Source organism: Leisingera sp. ANG-M1 (genome assembly GCF_000813745.1).
In the GTDB taxonomy this organism is placed as follows: domain Bacteria; phylum Pseudomonadota; class Alphaproteobacteria; order Rhodobacterales; family Rhodobacteraceae; genus Leisingera.
The window spans coordinates 278,549-296,672 of sequence record NZ_JWLC01000006.1; the positions used below are offsets into that span (position 1 = coordinate 278,549).

An 18,124-nucleotide genomic window follows, 5' to 3' on the forward strand; every position below is an offset into this window, starting at 1 on the left:
CACACTTGTGAGATCAGGGTAAGCCGGGCCGCCCCCGCAAATCAATCGCTCATCCCCGGTGCAGCAGGCGGACTGGCAAAGAGCTGCCCGCCGCCTGCCCCGGATTACTCAGGATCGGTGCTGTAGATCAGCCGCTCGTCGCAAGGCGCGATGCGCAGAATGTTGGTGGTGCCCGGCACGTTGAAGGGCACCCCTGCGGTGACCACGATCTGGTCGGTGTCCTCGGCGTAGCCGCCGGAGCGGGCGGCGCGGGCGGCGCTTACCACCGCGCCTTTGAAGCGGGTCAGCATCGGCGTCATCACGCATTTGCAGCCCCAGCTGAGGCACAGCCGCCGCGCCGTCGCCTCCACCGCGGTCAGCGCGATGATCGGCACCCCTGGCCGCTCGCGCGCAGTCAAAAGCGCGGTGGTGCCGGACTGGGTAAAACAGCAGATCGCCTTGATCTCGGTCTTCTCGGCAATCTCCCGCGCCGCCGCCACGATGCCGTCGGCCACGGTGGTGCCCTTGGCCGAACGCGAGGCGGTGATGATCTGGGTATAGGTCGGGTCGGCCTCCACTTCGGTGGCCACCCGGTCCATGGTTTCCACCGCCTGCACCGGATACTGGCCGGCCGCGCTCTCGGCGCTCAGCATGATGGCATCGGTGCCCTCGTAGATGGCGGTGGCCACATCCGAGACCTCGGCCCGGGTCGGCATCGGGCTTTCGATCATGCTCTCCAGCATCTGGGTTGCCACGATCACCGGCTTGGCCGCGGCGCGGCACTTGCGCACCAGCCGTTTTTGGATCGGCGGCACCGCTGCCACCGGCAGTTCCACCCCTAGATCGCCGCGCGCCACCATGATGCCGTCCGAGGCATCCAGGATCGCGGCAAAATCCTCCACCGCCTGCGGCTTCTCGATCTTCGACAGCACCGCGGCGCGGCCATCGGCCAGCGCGCGGGCCTCAAACACATCCTTGGCCCGCTGCACGAAAGACAGCGCCAGCCAGTCGACCCCCAGGGAACAGACAAACTCCAGATCCGCCCGGTCCTTCTCGGACAGCGCCGCCAGCGGCAGCACCACATCGGGCACATTCACCCCCTTGCGGTTCGAAATCGTGCCGCCGGTCTCCACCGTGCAGTCGGCAAAATCCTCGCCGCACTCCTCCACCACCAGGCGGATCTTGCCGTCATTGACCAGCAGATGCGCCCCCGGCTCCAGCGCCTGGAAAATCTCCGGATGCGGCAGGCACACACGGGACACATCGCCCTCTGCCTCATCCAGATCGAGACGGAACTTGGCGCCTTCCTCCAGCTCTTCCTCGCCGTTGGCAAAAACGCCCACCCGCAGTTTCGGCCCCTGCAGGTCCGCCAGAATGGCAATCGGACTGTCCAGGTCCTGTTCCACCTGACGGATGATCTTATGCTTTTCGGCAATCTCCGGGTGGCTGCCGTGCGACATGTTCAGACGGAACACATCAGCACCGGCCTCATGCAGGGCGCGGATGGTCTCATAGGTCTCGGAAGCCGGCCCCAAAGTGGCGACAATCTTCACATTGCGCGAACGTTTCATTGGGGGTCTCTCCTCCGGCCCGAATTTCTGTTACCGCAAACAGCGCTTGAGGTGCTTATCCCCCAATTCCCATTCTGCCGCAACTCCCGTAAACAGCTTGCGGCAAAACATATCAGGCTCATGACATACACACCCTTTTTTGTTCACGGCGAAGACCGTCCCGCCCGCTGGCTGATTACCTGCGACCACGCAACCAACCACGTGCCGGAATTTGCCGGCGGCGGTGACCTCGGCCTCCCGCGCGAGGACATGGAGCGCCACATCGCCTATGACGTTGGCGCCTATGAAGTATCTAAGCTGCTCGGCGAAATGCTGGACGCGCCGGTGGTGGCCTCCAATTTCTCCCGTCTGGTGATCGACCCCAACCGCGGCGAGGACGACCCGACACTGCTGATGAAGCTCTATGACGGCACCATCATCCCCGCCAACCGCCACGCGGGCGAGGCAGAGCTGAAGGAGCGGCTGGAGGCCTGCTACCGCCCCTACCACCGGGCGCTGGCACGGCTGGCAGAACGCCCCCGCACGGTGATCATCTCGGTCCACAGCTTCACCCGCCAGCTGCGCGGGCGGCCGCCCCGGCCCTGGGAGATCGGCATCCTGTTCCCCGAGGGCGAGCGTTTCTCGCCTTTTGTGATTGAGGAACTGAACCGCCCCGGCGATCTGTGTGTCGGCGTCAATGAGCCCTATACCGGCTACCTGCCCGGCGACGCGATTGAGACCCACGCCACCAAGCCCGGCCGCCCCAACACCCTGATCGAATTCCGCAATGACCTGATTGCCGAACATAAAGGGCAGCATGAATGGGCCGAACGGCTGGCCCGAGTTTTGCCAAAGGCGCTGGAAGCCTCTGGCCTCTAAAACCGCTTGCACCTGCCGTTTCCCGCATCGGGGAACGGCAGCCAGATGTTGCAGACCCGGTGCAGCATCCCCATATCTGTAACGGAAACGCGGGACAGATACGGGAAAGGAGCCGCCATGGCCCAGGAAACCCTCACCGCTTTTTTCGGCTGGCTGACCCTCTTGCACATCGGCCTGTTCACCCTCTCCGCCATCCTGGTGCTGGCAATGCAGGACTGGGTGGCCCGGCTGCACGGGCGCATATTCGGGCTGGCCCCCGCTGATGTCAGCCTCACCGTCTACCGCTGGCTCGGGACTTACAAGATTGTGATCTTTGCCACCGCGCTGGGGCCGTGGCTGGCATTGAAGCTGATCTGATCCGTCATCTGCCCCCATTGCCCGCCCCTGCCCCGGCTGCTAGGCCTGTGCCAACGCGCCAACTCACACTGGAGAGCCAGCGATGGACAAGCAAACCGAGATCGAAATCCAGGCCGCCGCCTTCCGCCGCCTGCAAAAGCACCTGATGGAAGACCGCACCGACGTGCAGAACATCGACCTGATGAACATGGCCGGCTTCTGCCGCAACTGCCTGGCGCGCTGGTATCAGGAGGCCGCCAACGAGCGCGGCATCGAAATGGACAAGAACGCGGCCCGCGAGGCCTATTACGGCATGACCATGGCCGAGTGGAAAGCCAACTATCAGACCGAGGCCAGCGCCGAGAAACAGGCCGCCTTCGAGGTAGCGTTCAAAGAGAACGTCACGGACAAGCAGTAGGCTCAGCCGCCTTCCGCGCAGGCCGTTGCGACCATAGGACAGCGGCAAAAATCACCGCCCCGCCTGCCACCGTCTGCAGGCTGGGCCGCTCGGCCAGGATCAGAAAGGCCAGGAGCGGCGCCAGCGGCGTCTCCAGCGCCGACAGCAGTGCCGTCTCGGCCGCAGGCAGCCGCCGCGCGCCCTCGCACAGGGTGACCGAGGCCACTGCAAAGACCAGCCCGAACAGGATCAGCACCGGCATCTCGCCCTGTGGCACCGCCATGACCGGGGCGCAGACAGCCGCTACCGGCAGCAGCAGCAGCGATGACACCGCATTGGGCAGCGCAGCCGCCACGTCAGGCCACTTGCGGTAGGCGGTCATGATGCCTGCCATCATCAGCGTCATGAACAGCGCCAGCAAATCGCCTTTGAGACTGCCGCCGGTCAGCGCCCCCTGCAGAATCACCGCCACTCCGGCAAGCGAGGCAGCACTGGCCAGCAGCACCCGCCGTCCTGGCAGCTCCCGCAGCACCAGCCAGGCAAGCCCGGCCGCTGCAAAAGGCGCCGCCGCATAAAGCAGCGCCACATTTGCCACGCTGCTCAGCTTGAAAGCCGGAATGAAGGCGGCACTTCCGGCTGCGCCTATAGCGGCAATCAGCAGCGAGCGGCGGTCAAAGCTGCGCAGCTCTTTGGCCAGCTGCCCGCGCAATGCCAGCCAGCCAAGGGTGAAGCCGGCAGCAGCCAGCCCGCGCCAGAAGATCACAGTCCAAGCCGCAGCCGTTACCGAGCGGGTGAAAATCCCCGCACTGCTGAAGACGGCAGCTGACACAGCCACAAGGGCAATGCCCGCAAGGCGCCGTGATTGATCAGAGCCCGCCACGTTTAACCTCCTCTGACTGCCCGGCTCCCGGTTAGCATCCTGCTGCTGCCAGCTGAGTGTCAGCAATCAGGACGAAGCGGGCACCGGAGCGGAACGCGGGTCTGAAAAGAACAGCGCCTTCGGATCTCCAATCGATGGCAGGGCGTTCAAGCGCCAAGCGGAAACCCCGCGGCGGCAGCCTAGTCTTTTTGAACCCGGGCGATGATTTCTGCCGCGGCGGGAGCCGTTCAGCCGTGACGGAACGCCGGTTGTGACTTTGGCGAGGGCGGCGCAGGAAAGGGCCTTCTCAAGGACAGCTGCGGCTCCACCAGCCTGGCCGGGATACCGGGAACAATTGTCTTCTGGCTATCAATTGCGGTGCAGCAGAGGATCTGCATCATCTGTCACCAGAAACGGCGGCAGCACGTGTGATGGCATAAGAGACAACCTTTGGACATCTCACGCTAAGGAAGGCATTGCGCCGCAACCTTTCAAACGGCCGAACACAAATGCAGCACGGCTGCGCCACTTGCCGCACCAAACCGGATTACCTCGGGGGCTCCGGCCGCGGAGGCAAAGCCTTATTCCTTTGGTTTGAAGCATCCCGGAACCTGCCGGCGTTGCCCGTCCGGCACGGAACTCCAAAGATGTCTCAAACGCCAGCCAAGCGCTCCCGCGCCCGCGCGGAACTCCGGCCCAAGGCCGGACTTCCGGACGGCCTTGGGCCCGGCGCCGCGCTTTGCGCGGCGCCGGGCCCAACTGCAGGGGCTGCATTTTCAATGCAGATCCGGCAGGCGGGAGCCCGCCCGTCAGCGAACAGCGCTGCCGCAGCGTGTCAGGCCACCGCCTCCCGGGCTTTCAGCGCTTCGAACCTCTCAGGCGAAATACCGACCGCTTCCAATACCGCGGCACTGTCCGCGCCGTAGGCTTTCGGCCCATGATCCAGCGACGGGCTGCCATGGCAGTAGGAGAACCCTGCCACCGTGCGCTTGCACCCATCGACGTCCTGCACCACGCCGCGGGCCTGATACTGCGGTTCTGCCAGGCTTTCTTCCAGAACCCGGACCCGTGCAGCCGGAACATGATGGGCATTCAGCAAGTCTTCCCACTCCGCTGCAGTCCGCGATTTCATCACTTCGGCCAGGATATCCGCATCCCACGTCCTGCGGGCAGCGATACCCGCCCGCGGCGTCCGCTCGATTGCCTCCGCCTCGCCCGGCCTGCCGATGCTGCGCATCAGGGCGGCCATCTGGCGGTTGGTGTAGGCGCCGATCATCAGCGTGCCTTCTGCCGTCTGGTAAGCCGAATAGCCTGCAAGCGACGGATCCTGGTTGCCATGCGGGCGCGGCCCCTTGCCGGTGGCCAGCGCCTGCGCCGCACCGGAGTTCTGCAGCATCAGCGCCGCATCGGCCATTGCCACGTCAATGCGCCGCCCCCGGCCTGTCACCGCCCGCCCGTAGAGCGCCGCGGCGATGGCAAAGGCTGCCTGGGCTCCGGTGCCGTAATCCACCATCGCAGGCCCGACCCGCACCGGGTCCTGCCCGGCCTCGCCATTGGCCGCCATGATACCGCTGAAGGCCTGGATCACTGTGTCATAGGCCGGGTGCTCTGCTTTCGGCCCCTGCTGCCCGAAACCGCTGATCGCGCAATAGATCAGATCAGGCTTCAGCTCCGCCAGCCGCTCATACGTGAGCCCCAGCCGCTGCACCGCCGGCAGGGTGTAATTCAGCACCACCACATCTGCGCTCTGCACCAGGCGGGCAAAGATCTCCTGCCCTTCCGGCATTGCCAGATCCAGCGCCAGGCATTTCTTGCCCGCTCCCTGGGCCTGAAAAGCCAGCCCCATGCCCTGCGCATTCAGCTCCGGGTCGGCGCCCTCGCTGCGGGTCATGTCGGGCTGGCCGACCGGCTCGATCTTGATCACTTCTGCGCCCAGGACCGCCAGCTGGTAGGCTGCAAAGGGCCCGGCAAAGACATGTGTCAGGTCGAGAACCCGGATACCTTCAAATGGCCGCATGGATAACCCTCCCCTGTTACAGCGAGGCTAGGAGCAATGGGCAAGGCTTACCGGTCTGTTTCCGCCATCGCCCGCGTCGTTTTCAAGCGGCAGCAGAAGGGGCGCTGCCCCTCTTGGCCTGGCGGCCAATTCACCCCGGAGTATTTTGGCAAAGGTGAAAGGGCGGGGCGCCTCCCCGCCGCCAGATTTGGCAGGCCCGCGGTCAGTGGCGCCGGAAAATCCGTCCGGCATTGACACCGAAGGACTTCACCAGCGTCAGGCTGAAGCTGCTGTTGTTGGCGCCGCTGCTAAAGTAATTACGGGATGCACTGGCATACAGATTATAGCCTTTGGGCATTTTGGCGCGCAGGCCCAGCGAAAACCCCTTATCGTCGGACCGCGCAAATCCTCCGGCCCCGCCGGTTACATAAAGCTCTGTTTTACGTCCCGGCGCGTTCAGCCTGTACTCGCCGCCTACAGAAAATGCGGGATTGGATGGGCCGCCGAGGAACTCAGTCACGCCAATTCCCGCCTGCCCCCACTCAGCAAAATAGGAATACCTCAGCCTCACGGACTCGCTCTCGCCGACAAATGCCCGCGCCGGAGCCGGGCCCAGCCTGTATTCATACCGGGAGTAAGAATAGCCTAAGCGGACTTCATGCGCGCCACCGATGTCCCATGCAGCGGTGATGTTATAGTCAGCAGAGAAATCATCGCCCTCATCCCGGGCACGGTCTTCAACAAGCCGGGTTATACCCCGCGCGGCAGACCCAATCAGCCGGAACCGTTCGCCCAGCAATGCTCCGAAACGCAAACCAGCCTCGGCACTGGCCGTGTCCAAAAATCTGTCACTGGTCCTATGGCCGATACCGGCACTCACTTCCACCGCAACCCGGTCTCCGTCAGGTTGCGCTTGGGCCAAAGCTGCTGAGGCGGCGAAGGTACCGCAGAAAATTGCGGTCAGAAAATGCAGTTTCAAAATCTGGTCCCTAAAAATGTGTCTTGCTGCAGACTGCATCTCCGAAAACTGCCCTGAATTGCAAGGCGGGCGCCAAACACACGCCAGCCGCAAACGGAATTGTTGCAGCCCCGCAACCCGCACCACGAAAAACGGGCTGGAAAATCCAGCCCGTTCAAAACCTTATAAATCTTTCTGCCTGCCTCAGACTGCTTTCTTGCGGCTTTCTTCCAGGTAGATCTCGCGCAGGCGTTTGGCGATGGGGCCCGGGGTGCCGTCGCCCAGGGTGACGCCGTCGATCTCGACCACCGGCATCACAAAGGCCGAAGCGGAGGTGGTGAAGGCCTCATCCGCCTCTTTCGCTTCGTCGATGGTGAATAGGCGCTCTTCGATTTCCATCTGCGCTTCTTCCGCCAGGCGCAGCACCGCGGCGCGGGTGATGCCGTGCAGGATGTCGTTGCTGAGCGGCCGGGTCACAATCTTGCCGTTCTTGACGAAGTAAGCGTTGTTCGAGGTGCCCTCGGTCACATGGCCGTCCTCGATCAGCCAGGCATCATCGCAGCCCGCTTTCTTGGCCATCATCTTGCCCATGGACGGATACAGCAGCTGCACGGTCTTGATGTCGCGGCGGCCCCAGCGGATGTCTTCGATCGAGATGATCTTGGCGCCTTTAGCAGCGGCCGGGCTGTCGGCCAGGCCGGGCTTGTTCTGGGTGAACAGTACCAGCGACGGCGGGGTGTCTTCCGAGGGGAACACGAAATCCCGGTCGCCGTCAGAGCCGCGCGAAACCTGCAGGTAGACCAGGCCTTCCTCGATGCCGTTCAGCTCTACCAGTTTGCGGTGGATTTCCAGCAGTTCGTCCTTGGTGCAGGGCGACGGCATGTCCAGCTCGTTCAGCGAGCGCTCCAGGCGCACCGCGTGGCCTTCGAAGTCGATCAGCTTGCCGTCCAGAACCGAGGTCACCTCGTAGACCGCATCGGCAAACAGGAAGCCGCGGTCAAAGATCGAAACCTTGGCGTCGCCCTCGGGCAGGTATTCGCCATTCACATAAACGGTACGGGTCATTGTCTCTCTCCTCAGCCCCAAAGTTCAGCTGCAGGCGGGTGAACCCCGTCCTGGTCGAATGTCAAAGGTGTTGCGCGGTCTTCGGCCAGAAGCAGCGGCCCGTCAAGATCCGTTACCGCCGCACCCTGCGCCACAAGCGTCGCCGGCGCCATTGCCAGAGAGGATCCGACCATGCAGCCGACCATCACCTGATAGCCCTCGGCCAAGGCCTGTTCGCGCAGCTTCAGCGCCTCGGTCAGGCCGCCGGTCTTGTCCAGCTTGATGTTGACCACATCGTATTTGCCCTTGAGCTTGGGCAGGCTTTCGCGGTCATGGCAGCTTTCGTCGGCGCAGACCGGCACCGGGCGCTCCATGCCGATCAGGGCGCCGTCCTCGCCCGAAGGCAGCGGCTGCTCGACCAGTTCGACACCGAGGCGCACCAGATGCGGCGCTAGGTCTGCATAGACCTCAGCCGACCAGCCTTCGTTGGCGTCGATGATGATCTTGGCGTCCGGCGCACCGGCACGCACCGCTTCCAGACGGGGCATATCGTCGGGGGTGCCGAGCTTGATCTTCAGCAGCGGGCGGAAAGCATTTTCCGCCGCCTGCTTCTGCATGTTCTCAGGGGTATCGAGCGACAGGGTATAGGCGGTGATCTCCGCCTTGGGCTCCGGCAGCCTGGCCAGTTCCCAGACCCGTTTGCCGGCCTGTTTCGCCTCCAGATCCCACAGCGCACAGTCGACCGCGTTGCGGGCGGCACCGGCGGGCAGCAGCGACTGCAACTCTTCGCGGGTGAAATCGGCGGGCAGACCCTCGATCTCGGCAGTCACGCTTTCCAGAGTTTCATTGTAGCGGGCATAAGGCACGCATTCGCCCCAGCCGGTAACGCCATCCTTCTCGACCTTGACGGTCAGCACCTTGGCCTCGGTGCGCGAGCCGCGCGAGATGGTGAACACCTGCGCCAGTTTGAAAACGTCCGGGGTGACGGAGACCTGCATCGCCTGTTCCTTCCCATTGCCAAGACAGCCGCCAACACGGCCCGGCACGCGCCCGGCCCGGAAAGGCATCCCGCCTCTTCTTCTTTGCAAAAATACTCCCGCCGGAGGCATCCCAGGGCGCACCTGAAAACCTCCGGCGGGAGCTGTTAGATCAGACTGCGGCCAGCGCGTCTACCAGGCGGCCTGCGCCGTGGCGGTACGGGTCGACGGCGGGCAGGCCCATGCGCTCTTCGACTTCGGCCAGGTATTTCACGGCTTCGTCTTCGCTGAGGTGCTGGGTGTTCACCGAGATGCCGACGATCTGGCAGGCCGGGTTGGCGCGCTGCGCCAGCGGCAGAGCGACGTCGCGCAGCGATTCCAGGGTCGGAACGTCATATTCCGGCAGGCCGCGCATATGGGTGCGGGTCGGCTCGTGGCACAGGATCAGCGCGTCCGGCTGGCCGCCGTGCACCAGCGCCATGGTGACGCCCGAGTAGGACACGTGGAACAGCGAGCCCTGGCCTTCGATCAGGTCCCAGTGGTCTTCGTCGTTGTCCGGGGTCAGGTACTCGATGGAGCCCGCCATGAAGTCGGCGATGACCGCGTCCAGCGGCACGCCGTGGCCGGTGATCAGGATGCCGGTCTGGCCGGTGGCGCGGAAGGTCGACTTCATGCCGCGCTCGCGCATCTCGTTGTCCATCGCCATGGCGGTGTACATCTTGCCGACCGAGCAGTCGGTGCCGACAGCCAGGCAGCGCTTGCCGGTGCGGGGCTTGCCGTTGGCGATCGGGTAGCCGACGGTGGGAACGCGCACGTCGTGCAGGGTGCCGCCGTGGGTCTGAGCCGCAGCCACCAGGTCGCCTTCGTCGCGCAGCAGGTTGTGCAGGCCGGAGGCCAGGTCATAGCCCATTTCCAGCGCTTCGATCAGGACTTCCTTCCAGGCCTCGGAGATCACGCCGCCGCGGTTGGCAACGCCGATCACCAGGGTCTTGGCGCCGGCTTCCTTAGCTTCGGCCAGGGTCATGTCCTTGATCCCCAGGTCCGCGCCGCAGCCCGGCAGGCGGATCTGGCCAACCGCATGGTCAGGGCGCCAGTCGCGGATGCCGATGGCAACCTTGGCGGCCAGCATGTCAGGCGCGTCGCCCAGGAACAGCAGATAAGGGGTCTCGATCATCGCGCTCATCCTTCGAGTTTAACAGGTCGCGCCAATGTCAGGCCAATTTCACGCAAAGTCCTCTCGAAATCGCGCAAGAAAGTTACTCTCGCGCGATTTTCTTCGCGAAATTGGTTAAGTTGTCGAAGAATCTTCTCCAGGCTTGCTGCTTGCAGGTGTTTCCTCCTCCGGCAGCCATGATTCCGCCTGCAGCACTCCGGGCTGGGCAACGCCGATCACGCCCATCGCCTGCACCTCGCCGGTTTCCTCCGGTGCAGCCTCTTGCACCCGGCGGGCCATGGCGATCACCGCCACCCCGCTGCCGACAATGGCAAGCAGCAGCGGCAGCCCGCGGCCGTCCGCCATGCTGATGGCGTTCGGGCCCAAAAGCGTTCCTGCAAGGAGGCCCACGTTCAGCAGGAACACCATGGCACCGCTGGCCGGCACGATCTGCGACGGTTTCAACTGGTCATTGGCATGGGCCGTCAGGATCGAATAGGCGGGAAAAGTGCCCATGGCGATCACCGCAAAGCCGATCACCGCCCGCGAGGGCGAGCTCTCCAGCGCCACCCAGGCGCTGGCTGCAGCGGTCAGCATGCCCAGCCCGAACACCACATAGCGCCGGTCGGTATGGTCCGAGATCCAGCCCACCGGGTATTGCACCAGCGCGCCAGCGATCAGCGCAATCACCAGCGCGCCTGATGCCTCCGCCGCGCTGAAGCCCATCGGCAGCAGATACAGCGGCAGCGAGATGAAGGTGGCCGAGACCGCAACGCTCATCAGCAGGATCCCCATCACCGCCATCGGCGAGACGCGGTAGAGCCTACGCACCGGCATCCGCTCGGGCGCAGTGTAGTCCGGTGCCCGGTTGTCGGACAAAAGCAGCGGCACGATCGACAGCGAGATCAGGATCGACACCAGCCCGAACAACAGGTTGCCGCTGGGGTCCGGAAAACCCACCAGCGCGGTGCCCAGCGCAGGCCCCGCCAGCTGGATCACGAAATAGACCGACAGGACCTGCGCCCGGATCCGGTTTTCTGCCTTGGCGTTGAGCCAGCTTTCAGTGACCACGTAGAGCCCCGGAAAACAGATCCCGCCTAAAAAGCGCATTGCCGACCAGCTGTAAGGGTCGGTGGTCAGCAGATGGATAATCGCCGCAATCGACACCAGCGAGGCCAGCGCCGAGAACACCCGGATATGCCCCACCTTCTCGACCATCTTCGGAGCCAGCACCGTGCCTGCCAGTGCGCCCAGCGGATAACAGGCCTGCATCACCGAGATGGTGAAATCGGAAAACCCCAAGCCATTGCCGCGGATCGTCAGCAGCGTTGCCAGCAGCCCGTTGGCCACCATCAGCATCAACATGCCCAGAAACAGGGCCCAGTTCTCGATCAATGCGCGTTTCATGAAACTCCTTTTCCGCACGGGGTTCTCTGACGCCCCATGTCTTGCCCTATCCGTAATGCCTGGCGAACGGCAGGTTCGCGCGGGTTTGCGACGCAAAGGCCGCAAACAGGGGGCGCAAACAGGATTGCCGCAACGCGGCGTTCTTTGCCGCAGGTGCAAAATATGCTTGCAAGCGTCCGCGCAATTTAATAACTCGAAGGGCGAAAATTCTGCAATTTCCTTACCCCGGGAGGTTTCCGCATGTCATTCCGCATCCAGCCCGCAGCTCCTGCGCGCCCCAACCGCTGCCAGCTGTTCGGCCCTGGCTCCAAGGTCAAGCTGTTCGAAAAGATGGCGGCCTCGGCGGCGGACGTCATCAACCTCGACCTCGAGGATTCGGTGGCGCCGACTGACAAGGATCAGGCCCGCGCCAATGTGATCGAAGCGATCAACACTGTGGACTGGGGCAGCAAGTACCTGTCGGTGCGGATCAACGGGCTCGACACCCCTTACTGGTACCGCGATGTGGTGGATCTGCTGGAACAGGCCGGCGACCGGCTCGACCAGATCATGATCCCGAAAGTCGGCTGCGCCGAAGACGTCTATGCCGTGGACGCGCTGGTCACCGCCATCGAACGCGCCAAGGGCCGCACCAAGCCGATCTCCTTTGAGGTGATCATCGAATCGGCTGCGGGCATCGCCCATGCCGAGGACATCGCCAAATCCTCCCCCCGCCTGCAGGCGATGAGCCTGGGCGCGGCGGACTTCGCGGCCTCGATGGGCATGCAGACCACCGGCATCGGCGGCACCCAGGAAGACTACTACATGATCCGCGAGGGCCAGAAACACTGGTCGGACCCCTGGCACTGGGCCCAGGCGGCGATTGTCGCCGCCTGCCGCACCCATGGCATTCTGCCGGTCGACGGGCCGTTCGGCGACTTCTCGGACGAAGACGGCTACATCGCCCAGGCGAAACGCTCGGCGACCCTCGGCATGGTCGGCAAATGGGCCATCCACCCCAGCCAGATCGCCTTGGCAAATCAGGTCTTCACCCCTTCGGACGAAAAGGTCCAGGAAGCGCGCGAAATTCTCGCCGCAATGGAAGAAGCCAAGGCGTCGGGCGCCGGTGCCACGGTGTATAAGGGCCGCCTGGTCGACATCGCCTCGATCAAGCAGGCCGAGGTGATTGTGGCGCAGGCCGAGCTGATCGCGGGCAGCTGACGCCGGTCCGTGAAAGAAGGTTTTGCAGGGCGTCCCAATGGGGCGCCCTTTTTTGGTTCGAGGAGAGGATTTCATGAGCAGGATTACTCTGCTGCACACGGCTGCGGTGCATGCTGCCGCCTTTGATGCGCTGGCGCCGGAGGCGGGCTTTACCCATGTCGTCCGCCCCGATTGGCTGCAGCGGGCGCAGGGCGGGATTGATATTGCTCTGCGCCGTGAGATCACTGAAGCAATCCAGGCAGCACGGGGCACAGTGCTGTGCACCTGCACCACCATCGGCAAAGCAGCGGAAGAAGCGGGTGCGATCCGGATCGACTGGCCGATGATGCAAGAGGCCGCGCGCCTTGGCGGCCCGGTGCTGATGGCCTATTGCCTGGACAGCACGGCTGAACCTTCAGAAGCGCTGCTGCACCGCGCCTTTGGCACCCGCGACCCGCAGCTCACCTGCCTGCAATTGGGACCGCGCTGGCCGCTGTTCGAGGCAGGAGACAGCGGCGGGTTTGCGCAAGCCATTGCGGCGGATGTGCTGCAAGCGCTGGAAGGGGGCACCTTCGGCTGCGTGGTGCTGGCGCAGGCCTCAATGACGGGTGCGGCAGAAACCATCCGCGCAGGCACAGATGTACCGGTGCTGGCCTCGCCGGAACTGGCGGCAGCGTACCTGCTTGCGCAAGGCTAGCTGCCGGGCCAAGGCCCCTGCCCTGCCGGTGTTGGCTCGTCTCTGTTCCCTTGTCCTGCGCTTTAAATCTGCCAGGCGGTTACGAATTGGCGGCGCCGCCAAAAAGGCGGAGGTGGACGGGCGTATCCGCCCGCGTGCTAAACGTTGTCTCTGCACGTCCCCCTTAGAGGAACCTGCTCCTGGGATGCCGGAGGTGTCAGGCCCGGCGGGTGACCGCGATCAAGACGCACTATGGACCGGACAGCTTAAGATCGGGCAAGCGGTGCGTGCGCCGGGTTCGCAACACTCGCAGCCGCACGCCTGCAGCAAAGGCCGCGCAAGAAGTATTTTTTGAAAGATGAAAACTGCTCCGTTTCATCTTTCCTCAAATACTCAAATCCCCGGCCGGCAAAGCCTCACGCCCGCAGGTCCTTGGGCGAGCCCATCACCACATAGGTGGTGATGCCGGTCACGTAAGGCGAGGTGCCGAGGATATCGGTGTGAAAGCGCTTGTAGCTGGGCAGATCGGCGCATTCGACGCGCAAGAGGTATTCGATGGTGCCGGTGATATTGTGGCATTCCACCACTTCCGGCGCGGCCTGCATGGCGCGTTCAAAGGCCAGCTGCGCTTCCTTGGTGTGTTCGCCCAGGCCGACGCCGATGTAGGTGACAAAGCCATGCCCCATCTGTTCGCGGTCCAGCACAGCACGGTAGCCGGTGATGATCCCTGTGCGCTCCAGCTCCTGCACCCGGCGCAGGCAGGCCGAAGGCGACAGCCCCACCCGCTCGGCCAGCTCCAGGTTGCTGATGCGGCCGTCGCGGGAGAGCTCTTGCAATATCTGCTGATTAATACGGTCTGTTTTCGCCATTAGTTGCGAAAATAGGCTGCAAGCGCTGCAAAACGCAATTACATTTGGCAGGTTGCGCGCAATGCTTTTGCGCATGACCTATGAACTCCTAACCGCGCTGGCGCTGTTTGCCTTTGTCTCCTCGATCACTCCGGGGCCCAACAACCTGATGCTGATGGCCTCAGGTGCCAACTTCGGCTTCCGCCGTACCATCCCGCATATGCTGGGGGTCGCCTTGGGTTTCGTGTTCATGGTGCTGCTGGTCGGGGCCGGGCTGGTGCAGGTGTTTGATGCCTTTCCGGTCAGCTACACGGTGCTGAAAGCTGTCTCGGTGGTTTACCTGCTTTGGCTGGCCTGGAAGATCGCCAATGCCGCGCCGGTGGAGGCCAAGGGCGGGGGCGGGACGCCGATGACCTTTCTGCAGGCGGCGGCGTTTCAATGGGTGAACCCCAAGGCCTGGGCGATGGCCCTGACCGCCATCAGCGCTTACACCCCGGATCAGACCCTGACGGCAATCCTGCTGGTCGGTGTGATCTTCGGCGCCATCAACCTGCCTTCGGTCGGCTCCTGGACAGTGCTGGGCCAGCAGATGGCGCGGTTCCTGACCAGCCGGCGGCGCCTTACCCTGTTCAACTGGACCATGGCGGTGCTGCTGGTCGCCTCTCTGTACCCGGTGATCTGGCCGCAATAAGGCGAAACGCCCGCCCGGCCCGAAGGGGCGGAGCGCCCGCCCACTGCACCGGGGCGGGCGCTGCCCTGCCTGCGGCAGGGTGGCGGCTCACACCGGGCGCTTACTTCAAAGGCAGGCAGATCTCGGTCAGCAGCTCCTCCGGTGCGGTGTCGCGCGGGTTGTTGAGGTAGATCTCATAGCAAGGCTGATCAGCCGGCTCCTCGCCCGACTGCGGCAGCCAGTTGCCGAACAGGCTGTGGTAGGCGGCATGGATGCCGGAGTACGGCCCCTTGTAGGTGAGCACCGCGGTCTTGCCGCCTGCCAGTTTCACCTCTTCCATGCCCTCGGGCAGCGCATCGCCGGCAAACTCAGCCCCGGCGAAGCTGCGCAGCTCTTCTTCGGCAACGGTTTCGGGGCTGTCAAAATAAACCCCCAGCACCGCACCCACTTGCGGCCAGAGGCGGCGGCTTTCGCAGATCGCGCCGAAGGCTTCAAAACTCTTGCCGATTTCGTGGTACGCGCCCTTGTGCGGCAGGCCCGCCAGCCGGCGGGAAAGTTCGTCGCGGGTCGTAACATCATGCATGGGATAACTTCCTGTTCTGAGGTTGGGGTTGGGCAGCCGCAATTGCCCGGAACAGCGGAACGCCGCCGGACTGCTGCCATACGCGTCAGAGAAAGCACGGGAGAAGCTGCCCTGGTTGGGATAGCCCGCCTGGGCAGCTATCTGTGCGATAGTCAGCCCGTCCTGCGCCAGCCAGACCGCGGCCCGGTGCAGCCGGATCCGGCGCACGGCTTGCGCGCAAGTCTCGCCGGTCAGCGCCCGGAACACCCGGTGCCAGTGAAACCGCGACATTGCCGCCACATCGGCCAATGTGTCCAGTGACAGGTCGCCGTCCGGATGGTCATGGATATAGGCCAGAACCCTGAGGATCCGGTCTTCGTAGCTGGCGGCCATTTGCGGCGTCTCCTGTGTCTTTCTCTGCCCTCACCTCATGCCATGGCAGCAAATCACAAATCTTGCTGAGTTGCATCTTGCCGCCGCTAAGGCCATATAGCTGCAAACCTGCAGAGCAGAGGCGATATGACCCAGTATCTGGAATTCGAAAAACCGCTGGCCGAAATTGAAGGCAAGGCGGAGGAGCTGCGGGCGCTGGCGCGCGCGAACGAAGAAATGGATGTAGCAGACGAGGCCGCGGCGCTGGACGCCAAGGCGGCACAGCTGCTGCAGGATCTCTACAAGGATCTGACCCCCTGGCGCAAATGCCAGGTGGCGCGCCATCCGGACCGGCCGCACTGCAAAGACTATATCGACGCGCTGTTCACCGAGTATACGCCGCTGGCCGGCGACCGGAACTTTGCCGACGACCTGGCTGTCATGGGCGGCCTGGCCCGGTTCAACGACCAGCCGGTGGTGGTGATCGGCCACGAGAAGGGCTCGGACACCAAATCGCGCATCGAGCGCAATTTCGGCATGGCGCGCCCCGAGGGCTACCGCAAGGCGATCCGCCTGATGGAGATGGCCAGCCGCTTCAAGCTGCCGGTGATCACCCTGGTCGATACCGCCGGCGCCTACCCCGGCAAGGGCGCCGAGGAGCGCGGCCAGTCGGAGGCGATTGCGCGCTCGACCGAGATGTGCCTGCAGATCGGCGTGCCGCTAATTTCGGTGATCATCGGCGAAGGCGGCTCGGGCGGCGCGGTGGCCTTTGCTTCGGCCAACCGGGTGGCGATGCTGGAGCATTCGATCTATTCGGTGATCTCGCCCGAGGGCTGCGCCTCGATCCTGTGGAAGGATGCCGAGAAGATGCGCGAAGCCGCAGAAGCGCTGCGCCTGACCGCGCAGGACCTGCAGAAACTGGGTGTGAACGACCGGGTGATCCCCGAGCCGATGGGCGGCGCCCACCGCGACGCCAAGGCGGCGATGGCCGCTGTTGGCGGTGCAATTCAGGAGATGCTGGACGAGCTGGCAGGCAAGGACGCGGGCGAGCTGGTCAAGGACCGGCGCCAGAAGTTCCTCGATATCGGTTCCAAGGGGCTCGCAGCCTAAGTGGCGGCCCTCTGAGACGGACTTCTTCAACCCGGCCGCAATGCCGGGTTGTTTTGTTTTGAAAGGCTGCAAAGGCTCCGGCGGCTGGCCGGCGGTGACGGGATTGGAACAGCAGCAGGACATACGCATGATGGATTTCCAGAGGACGCTTAAGCCGCCTGCGGACGCACCCTGTCTCGAAACATCAGCCGGGCTGAAGTACTGGCTGGTGCGCCATACCCCCGCTCCGGGGCGGCAAAGATCGATCCTCACGGAAGACGAGACAATATCGATGCACGCCTACGGCGGCGGCCGGGAATTTGGCGGCAGTTATCTGGTTTGTTTCAAGGGTTTTCAAATCGGCTTCTTTTGCCAGCGAGTTGTACCGAATTACGGGCCCTTGCCGGATCGTCCTCTCGAACGAGACACAGAGGTCGGTACTGTCACAATAATTGTCACAGGGATCGGCGTCCCGGTCCATGATGAAGCCAAACTGCTTGTGATTGACGGGAACGGGAAGGTTGTGCGGGACGCCGCAGGCGCATCCAAACGCAACCGGAATGTTGACCCGGTCGCAGCCTATGTGACCGGGCTCAGCTGGGCCGCCTTCAACAGAGGCATCTGCGACAAGTTTCAAAGCCGCAGCCAGCAAGAGGACATGCTGGCACTGTGGCTTGACCTGTTCACCGGGCTGCGCGGCAGGTTGAACCGTCAGAAACCGGGAAGACCGGCTGGCATGGAAATCAGGATGCGGTTTTCCGAGGGGGTCAAACGTCAGTTGAGAGACGGCACACTCATTCTCTCAAAGACCTGAAAATGGCGCGCGGGCGTGTCCGCAATCTGCCTAATGGTCTCTCTCCCATCCATCCGCTGCGGCCCAAACTTTGCCAGGCATATCTTTAACACGCAGCAGCTGCAGTGCTGCAGCGGACAGAGAGCGCAAAGAGCGGCCTGTGCCCGCACGGTGCCCTTGAAGGCAAGAAGATCTTCTTGAGCGCCTAAGAGCGGCAGGGGCATCCCTGCTTCAGACAGCACGGTCTGCGCGACGGCGTACCGCAAAGGATACGGCTGGCCTCCCGAGCGGCGCCACTCCACCTGCCCTCTCCCGCCTCCAGGCTGCAGCACAGCACGGATGGCTGGTTCCCCGAGGTACGGCGCAACGGCAGATCCGGAAAATTGAACCGTCTATTTAT

At 63.7% G+C, this 18,124-nt stretch carries 18 protein-coding genes; 8 read left to right on the plus strand and 10 right to left on the minus strand.

What is annotated here, in order from left to right; all coding sequences use genetic code 11:
* Positions 1–104: 104 nt before the first annotated feature.
* Positions 105–1,550, minus strand: a complete 1,446-nt coding sequence (gene pyk / locus RA19_RS05185; RefSeq protein ID WP_039160159.1) for a pyruvate kinase — start codon at positions 1,548–1,550, stop codon at positions 105–107.
* 120 nt (positions 1,551–1,670) lie between these two features.
* Here pyk and RA19_RS05190 point away from each other — a divergent pair, with 120 nt between their 5' ends.
* From RA19_RS05190 to RA19_RS05200, 3 genes are all read left to right on the plus strand, one after another.
* Positions 1,671–2,408 (plus strand): N-formylglutamate amidohydrolase, encoded by a 738-nt coding sequence (locus RA19_RS05190; RefSeq protein WP_039160160.1) that lies wholly within the window; start codon positions 1,671–1,673, stop codon positions 2,406–2,408.
* Positions 2,409–2,525: 117 nt separating this feature from the next.
* Complete coding sequence (locus tag RA19_RS05195; protein ID WP_039160163.1) at positions 2,526–2,765, plus strand: DUF6868 family protein; 240 nt, start codon at positions 2,526–2,528, stop codon at positions 2,763–2,765.
* Between the two features lie 82 nt (positions 2,766–2,847).
* Complete coding sequence (locus RA19_RS05200) at positions 2,848–3,162, plus strand: DUF1244 domain-containing protein (protein ID WP_039160165.1); 315 nt, start codon at positions 2,848–2,850, stop codon at positions 3,160–3,162.
* Here RA19_RS05200 and RA19_RS05205 read toward each other — a convergent pair.
* From RA19_RS05205 to RA19_RS05235, 7 genes are all read right to left on the minus strand, one after another.
* The gene (locus RA19_RS05205; RefSeq protein WP_052261653.1) at positions 3,146–4,021 is read right to left on the minus strand and encodes a DMT family transporter; all 876 of its coding nucleotides are present in this window, start codon (positions 4,019–4,021) and stop codon (positions 3,146–3,148) included. The genes RA19_RS05200 and RA19_RS05205 overlap by 17 nt on opposite strands.
* Positions 4,022–4,835: 814 nt before the next feature.
* Positions 4,836–6,017: a CaiB/BaiF CoA transferase family protein gene (locus RA19_RS05210; RefSeq protein WP_039160167.1), complete on the minus strand. Its 1,182-nt coding sequence runs from the start codon at positions 6,015–6,017 to the stop codon at positions 4,836–4,838.
* Positions 6,018–6,219: 202 nt separating this feature from the next.
* Positions 6,220–7,014: a hypothetical protein gene (locus tag RA19_RS05215; protein WP_152615681.1), complete on the minus strand. Its 795-nt coding sequence runs from the start codon at positions 7,012–7,014 to the stop codon at positions 6,220–6,222.
* Positions 7,015–7,158: 144 nt separating this feature from the next.
* Positions 7,159–8,019 (minus strand): D-amino-acid transaminase, encoded by an 861-nt coding sequence (locus tag RA19_RS05220; RefSeq protein ID WP_039160172.1) that lies wholly within the window; start codon positions 8,017–8,019, stop codon positions 7,159–7,161.
* Between the two features lie 11 nt (positions 8,020–8,030).
* Complete coding sequence (gene dgcA / locus RA19_RS05225; protein ID WP_039160316.1) at positions 8,031–8,996, minus strand: N-acetyl-D-Glu racemase DgcA; 966 nt, start codon at positions 8,994–8,996, stop codon at positions 8,031–8,033.
* 151 nt (positions 8,997–9,147) lie between these two features.
* On the minus strand, positions 9,148–10,149 hold the full coding sequence (gene dgcN / locus RA19_RS05230) for an N-acetyltransferase DgcN (protein WP_039160174.1): 1,002 nt from the start codon (positions 10,147–10,149) through the stop codon (positions 9,148–9,150).
* Between the two features lie 114 nt (positions 10,150–10,263).
* Positions 10,264–11,535: an MFS transporter gene (locus RA19_RS05235; RefSeq protein ID WP_039160176.1), complete on the minus strand. Its 1,272-nt coding sequence runs from the start codon at positions 11,533–11,535 to the stop codon at positions 10,264–10,266.
* 240 nt (positions 11,536–11,775) lie between these two features.
* On the opposite strand from RA19_RS05235, the gene RA19_RS05240 reads away from it, so the two are divergent.
* Both RA19_RS05240 and RA19_RS05245 read left to right on the plus strand, forming a co-directional pair.
* Entirely contained in the window at positions 11,776–12,735 is a 960-nt protein-coding gene (locus tag RA19_RS05240) for an L-malyl-CoA/beta-methylmalyl-CoA lyase (RefSeq protein ID WP_039160178.1), read from the plus strand.
* Positions 12,736–12,808: 73 nt separating this feature from the next.
* On the plus strand, positions 12,809–13,411 hold the full coding sequence (locus RA19_RS05245) for a hypothetical protein (protein ID WP_039160180.1): 603 nt from the start codon (positions 12,809–12,811) through the stop codon (positions 13,409–13,411).
* 395 nt (positions 13,412–13,806) lie between these two features.
* Here RA19_RS05245 and RA19_RS05250 read toward each other — a convergent pair whose 3' ends face one another.
* Entirely contained in the window at positions 13,807–14,259 is a 453-nt protein-coding gene (locus tag RA19_RS05250; protein WP_039160182.1) for an Lrp/AsnC family transcriptional regulator, read from the minus strand.
* 73 nt (positions 14,260–14,332) lie between these two features.
* Between RA19_RS05250 and RA19_RS05255 the strand changes: the two genes are divergently transcribed.
* Positions 14,333–14,929: a LysE family translocator gene (locus RA19_RS05255; protein WP_039160318.1), complete on the plus strand. Its 597-nt coding sequence runs from the start codon at positions 14,333–14,335 to the stop codon at positions 14,927–14,929.
* A gap of 100 nt (positions 14,930–15,029) precedes the next feature.
* Here RA19_RS05255 and RA19_RS05260 read toward each other — a convergent pair whose 3' ends face one another.
* Positions 15,030–15,863, minus strand: coding sequence for an AraC family transcriptional regulator (locus RA19_RS05260; RefSeq protein ID WP_039160185.1), 834 nt, complete (start codon positions 15,861–15,863; stop codon positions 15,030–15,032).
* A gap of 126 nt (positions 15,864–15,989) precedes the next feature.
* Between RA19_RS05260 and RA19_RS05265 the strand changes: the two genes are divergently transcribed.
* Positions 15,990–16,952 (plus strand): acetyl-CoA carboxylase carboxyltransferase subunit alpha, encoded by a 963-nt coding sequence (locus tag RA19_RS05265; RefSeq protein ID WP_039160187.1) that lies wholly within the window; start codon positions 15,990–15,992, stop codon positions 16,950–16,952.
* A 40-nt stretch (positions 16,953–16,992) separates the two neighbouring features.
* Complete coding sequence (locus tag RA19_RS05270; protein WP_152615682.1) at positions 16,993–17,745, plus strand: hypothetical protein; 753 nt, start codon at positions 16,993–16,995, stop codon at positions 17,743–17,745.
* Positions 17,746–18,124 lie beyond the last annotated feature (379 nt).

What these genes read in the sequence shown, in the direction of transcription:
- dgcN (WP_039160174.1), bottom strand. Translation starts at nt 10,149, where the DNA reads ATGATCGAGACCCCTTATCTGCTGTTCCTGGGCGACGCGCCTGACATG.
- RA19_RS05190 (WP_039160160.1), top strand. Translation starts at nt 1,671, where the DNA reads ATGACATACACACCCTTTTTTGTTCACGGCGAAGACCGTCCCGCCCGC.
- RA19_RS05220 (WP_039160172.1), bottom strand. Translation starts at nt 8,019, where the DNA reads ATGACCCGTACCGTTTATGTGAATGGCGAATACCTGCCCGAGGGCGAC.
- RA19_RS05245 (WP_039160180.1), top strand. Translation starts at nt 12,809, where the DNA reads ATGAGCAGGATTACTCTGCTGCACACGGCTGCGGTGCATGCTGCCGCC.
- RA19_RS05260 (WP_039160185.1), bottom strand. Translation starts at nt 15,863, where the DNA reads ATGGCCGCCAGCTACGAAGACCGGATCCTCAGGGTTCTGGCCTATATC.
- RA19_RS05215 (WP_152615681.1), bottom strand. Translation starts at nt 7,014, where the DNA reads ATGCAGTCTGCAGCAAGACACATTTTTAGGGACCAGATTTTGAAACTG.
- RA19_RS05250 (WP_039160182.1), bottom strand. Translation starts at nt 14,259, where the DNA reads ATGGCGAAAACAGACCGTATTAATCAGCAGATATTGCAAGAGCTCTCC.
- RA19_RS05240 (WP_039160178.1), top strand. Translation starts at nt 11,776, where the DNA reads ATGTCATTCCGCATCCAGCCCGCAGCTCCTGCGCGCCCCAACCGCTGC.
- RA19_RS05235 (WP_039160176.1), bottom strand. Translation starts at nt 11,535, where the DNA reads ATGAAACGCGCATTGATCGAGAACTGGGCCCTGTTTCTGGGCATGTTG.
- pyk (WP_039160159.1), bottom strand. Translation starts at nt 1,550, where the DNA reads ATGAAACGTTCGCGCAATGTGAAGATTGTCGCCACTTTGGGGCCGGCT.
- RA19_RS05210 (WP_039160167.1), bottom strand. Translation starts at nt 6,017, where the DNA reads ATGCGGCCATTTGAAGGTATCCGGGTTCTCGACCTGACACATGTCTTT.
- RA19_RS05200 (WP_039160165.1), top strand. Translation starts at nt 2,848, where the DNA reads ATGGACAAGCAAACCGAGATCGAAATCCAGGCCGCCGCCTTCCGCCGC.
- RA19_RS05270 (WP_152615682.1), top strand. Translation starts at nt 16,993, where the DNA reads ATGCCGGGTTGTTTTGTTTTGAAAGGCTGCAAAGGCTCCGGCGGCTGG.
- RA19_RS05265 (WP_039160187.1), top strand. Translation starts at nt 15,990, where the DNA reads ATGACCCAGTATCTGGAATTCGAAAAACCGCTGGCCGAAATTGAAGGC.
- dgcA (WP_039160316.1), bottom strand. Translation starts at nt 8,996, where the DNA reads ATGCAGGTCTCCGTCACCCCGGACGTTTTCAAACTGGCGCAGGTGTTC.
- RA19_RS05195 (WP_039160163.1), top strand. Translation starts at nt 2,526, where the DNA reads ATGGCCCAGGAAACCCTCACCGCTTTTTTCGGCTGGCTGACCCTCTTG.
- RA19_RS05255 (WP_039160318.1), top strand. Translation starts at nt 14,333, where the DNA reads ATGACCTATGAACTCCTAACCGCGCTGGCGCTGTTTGCCTTTGTCTCC.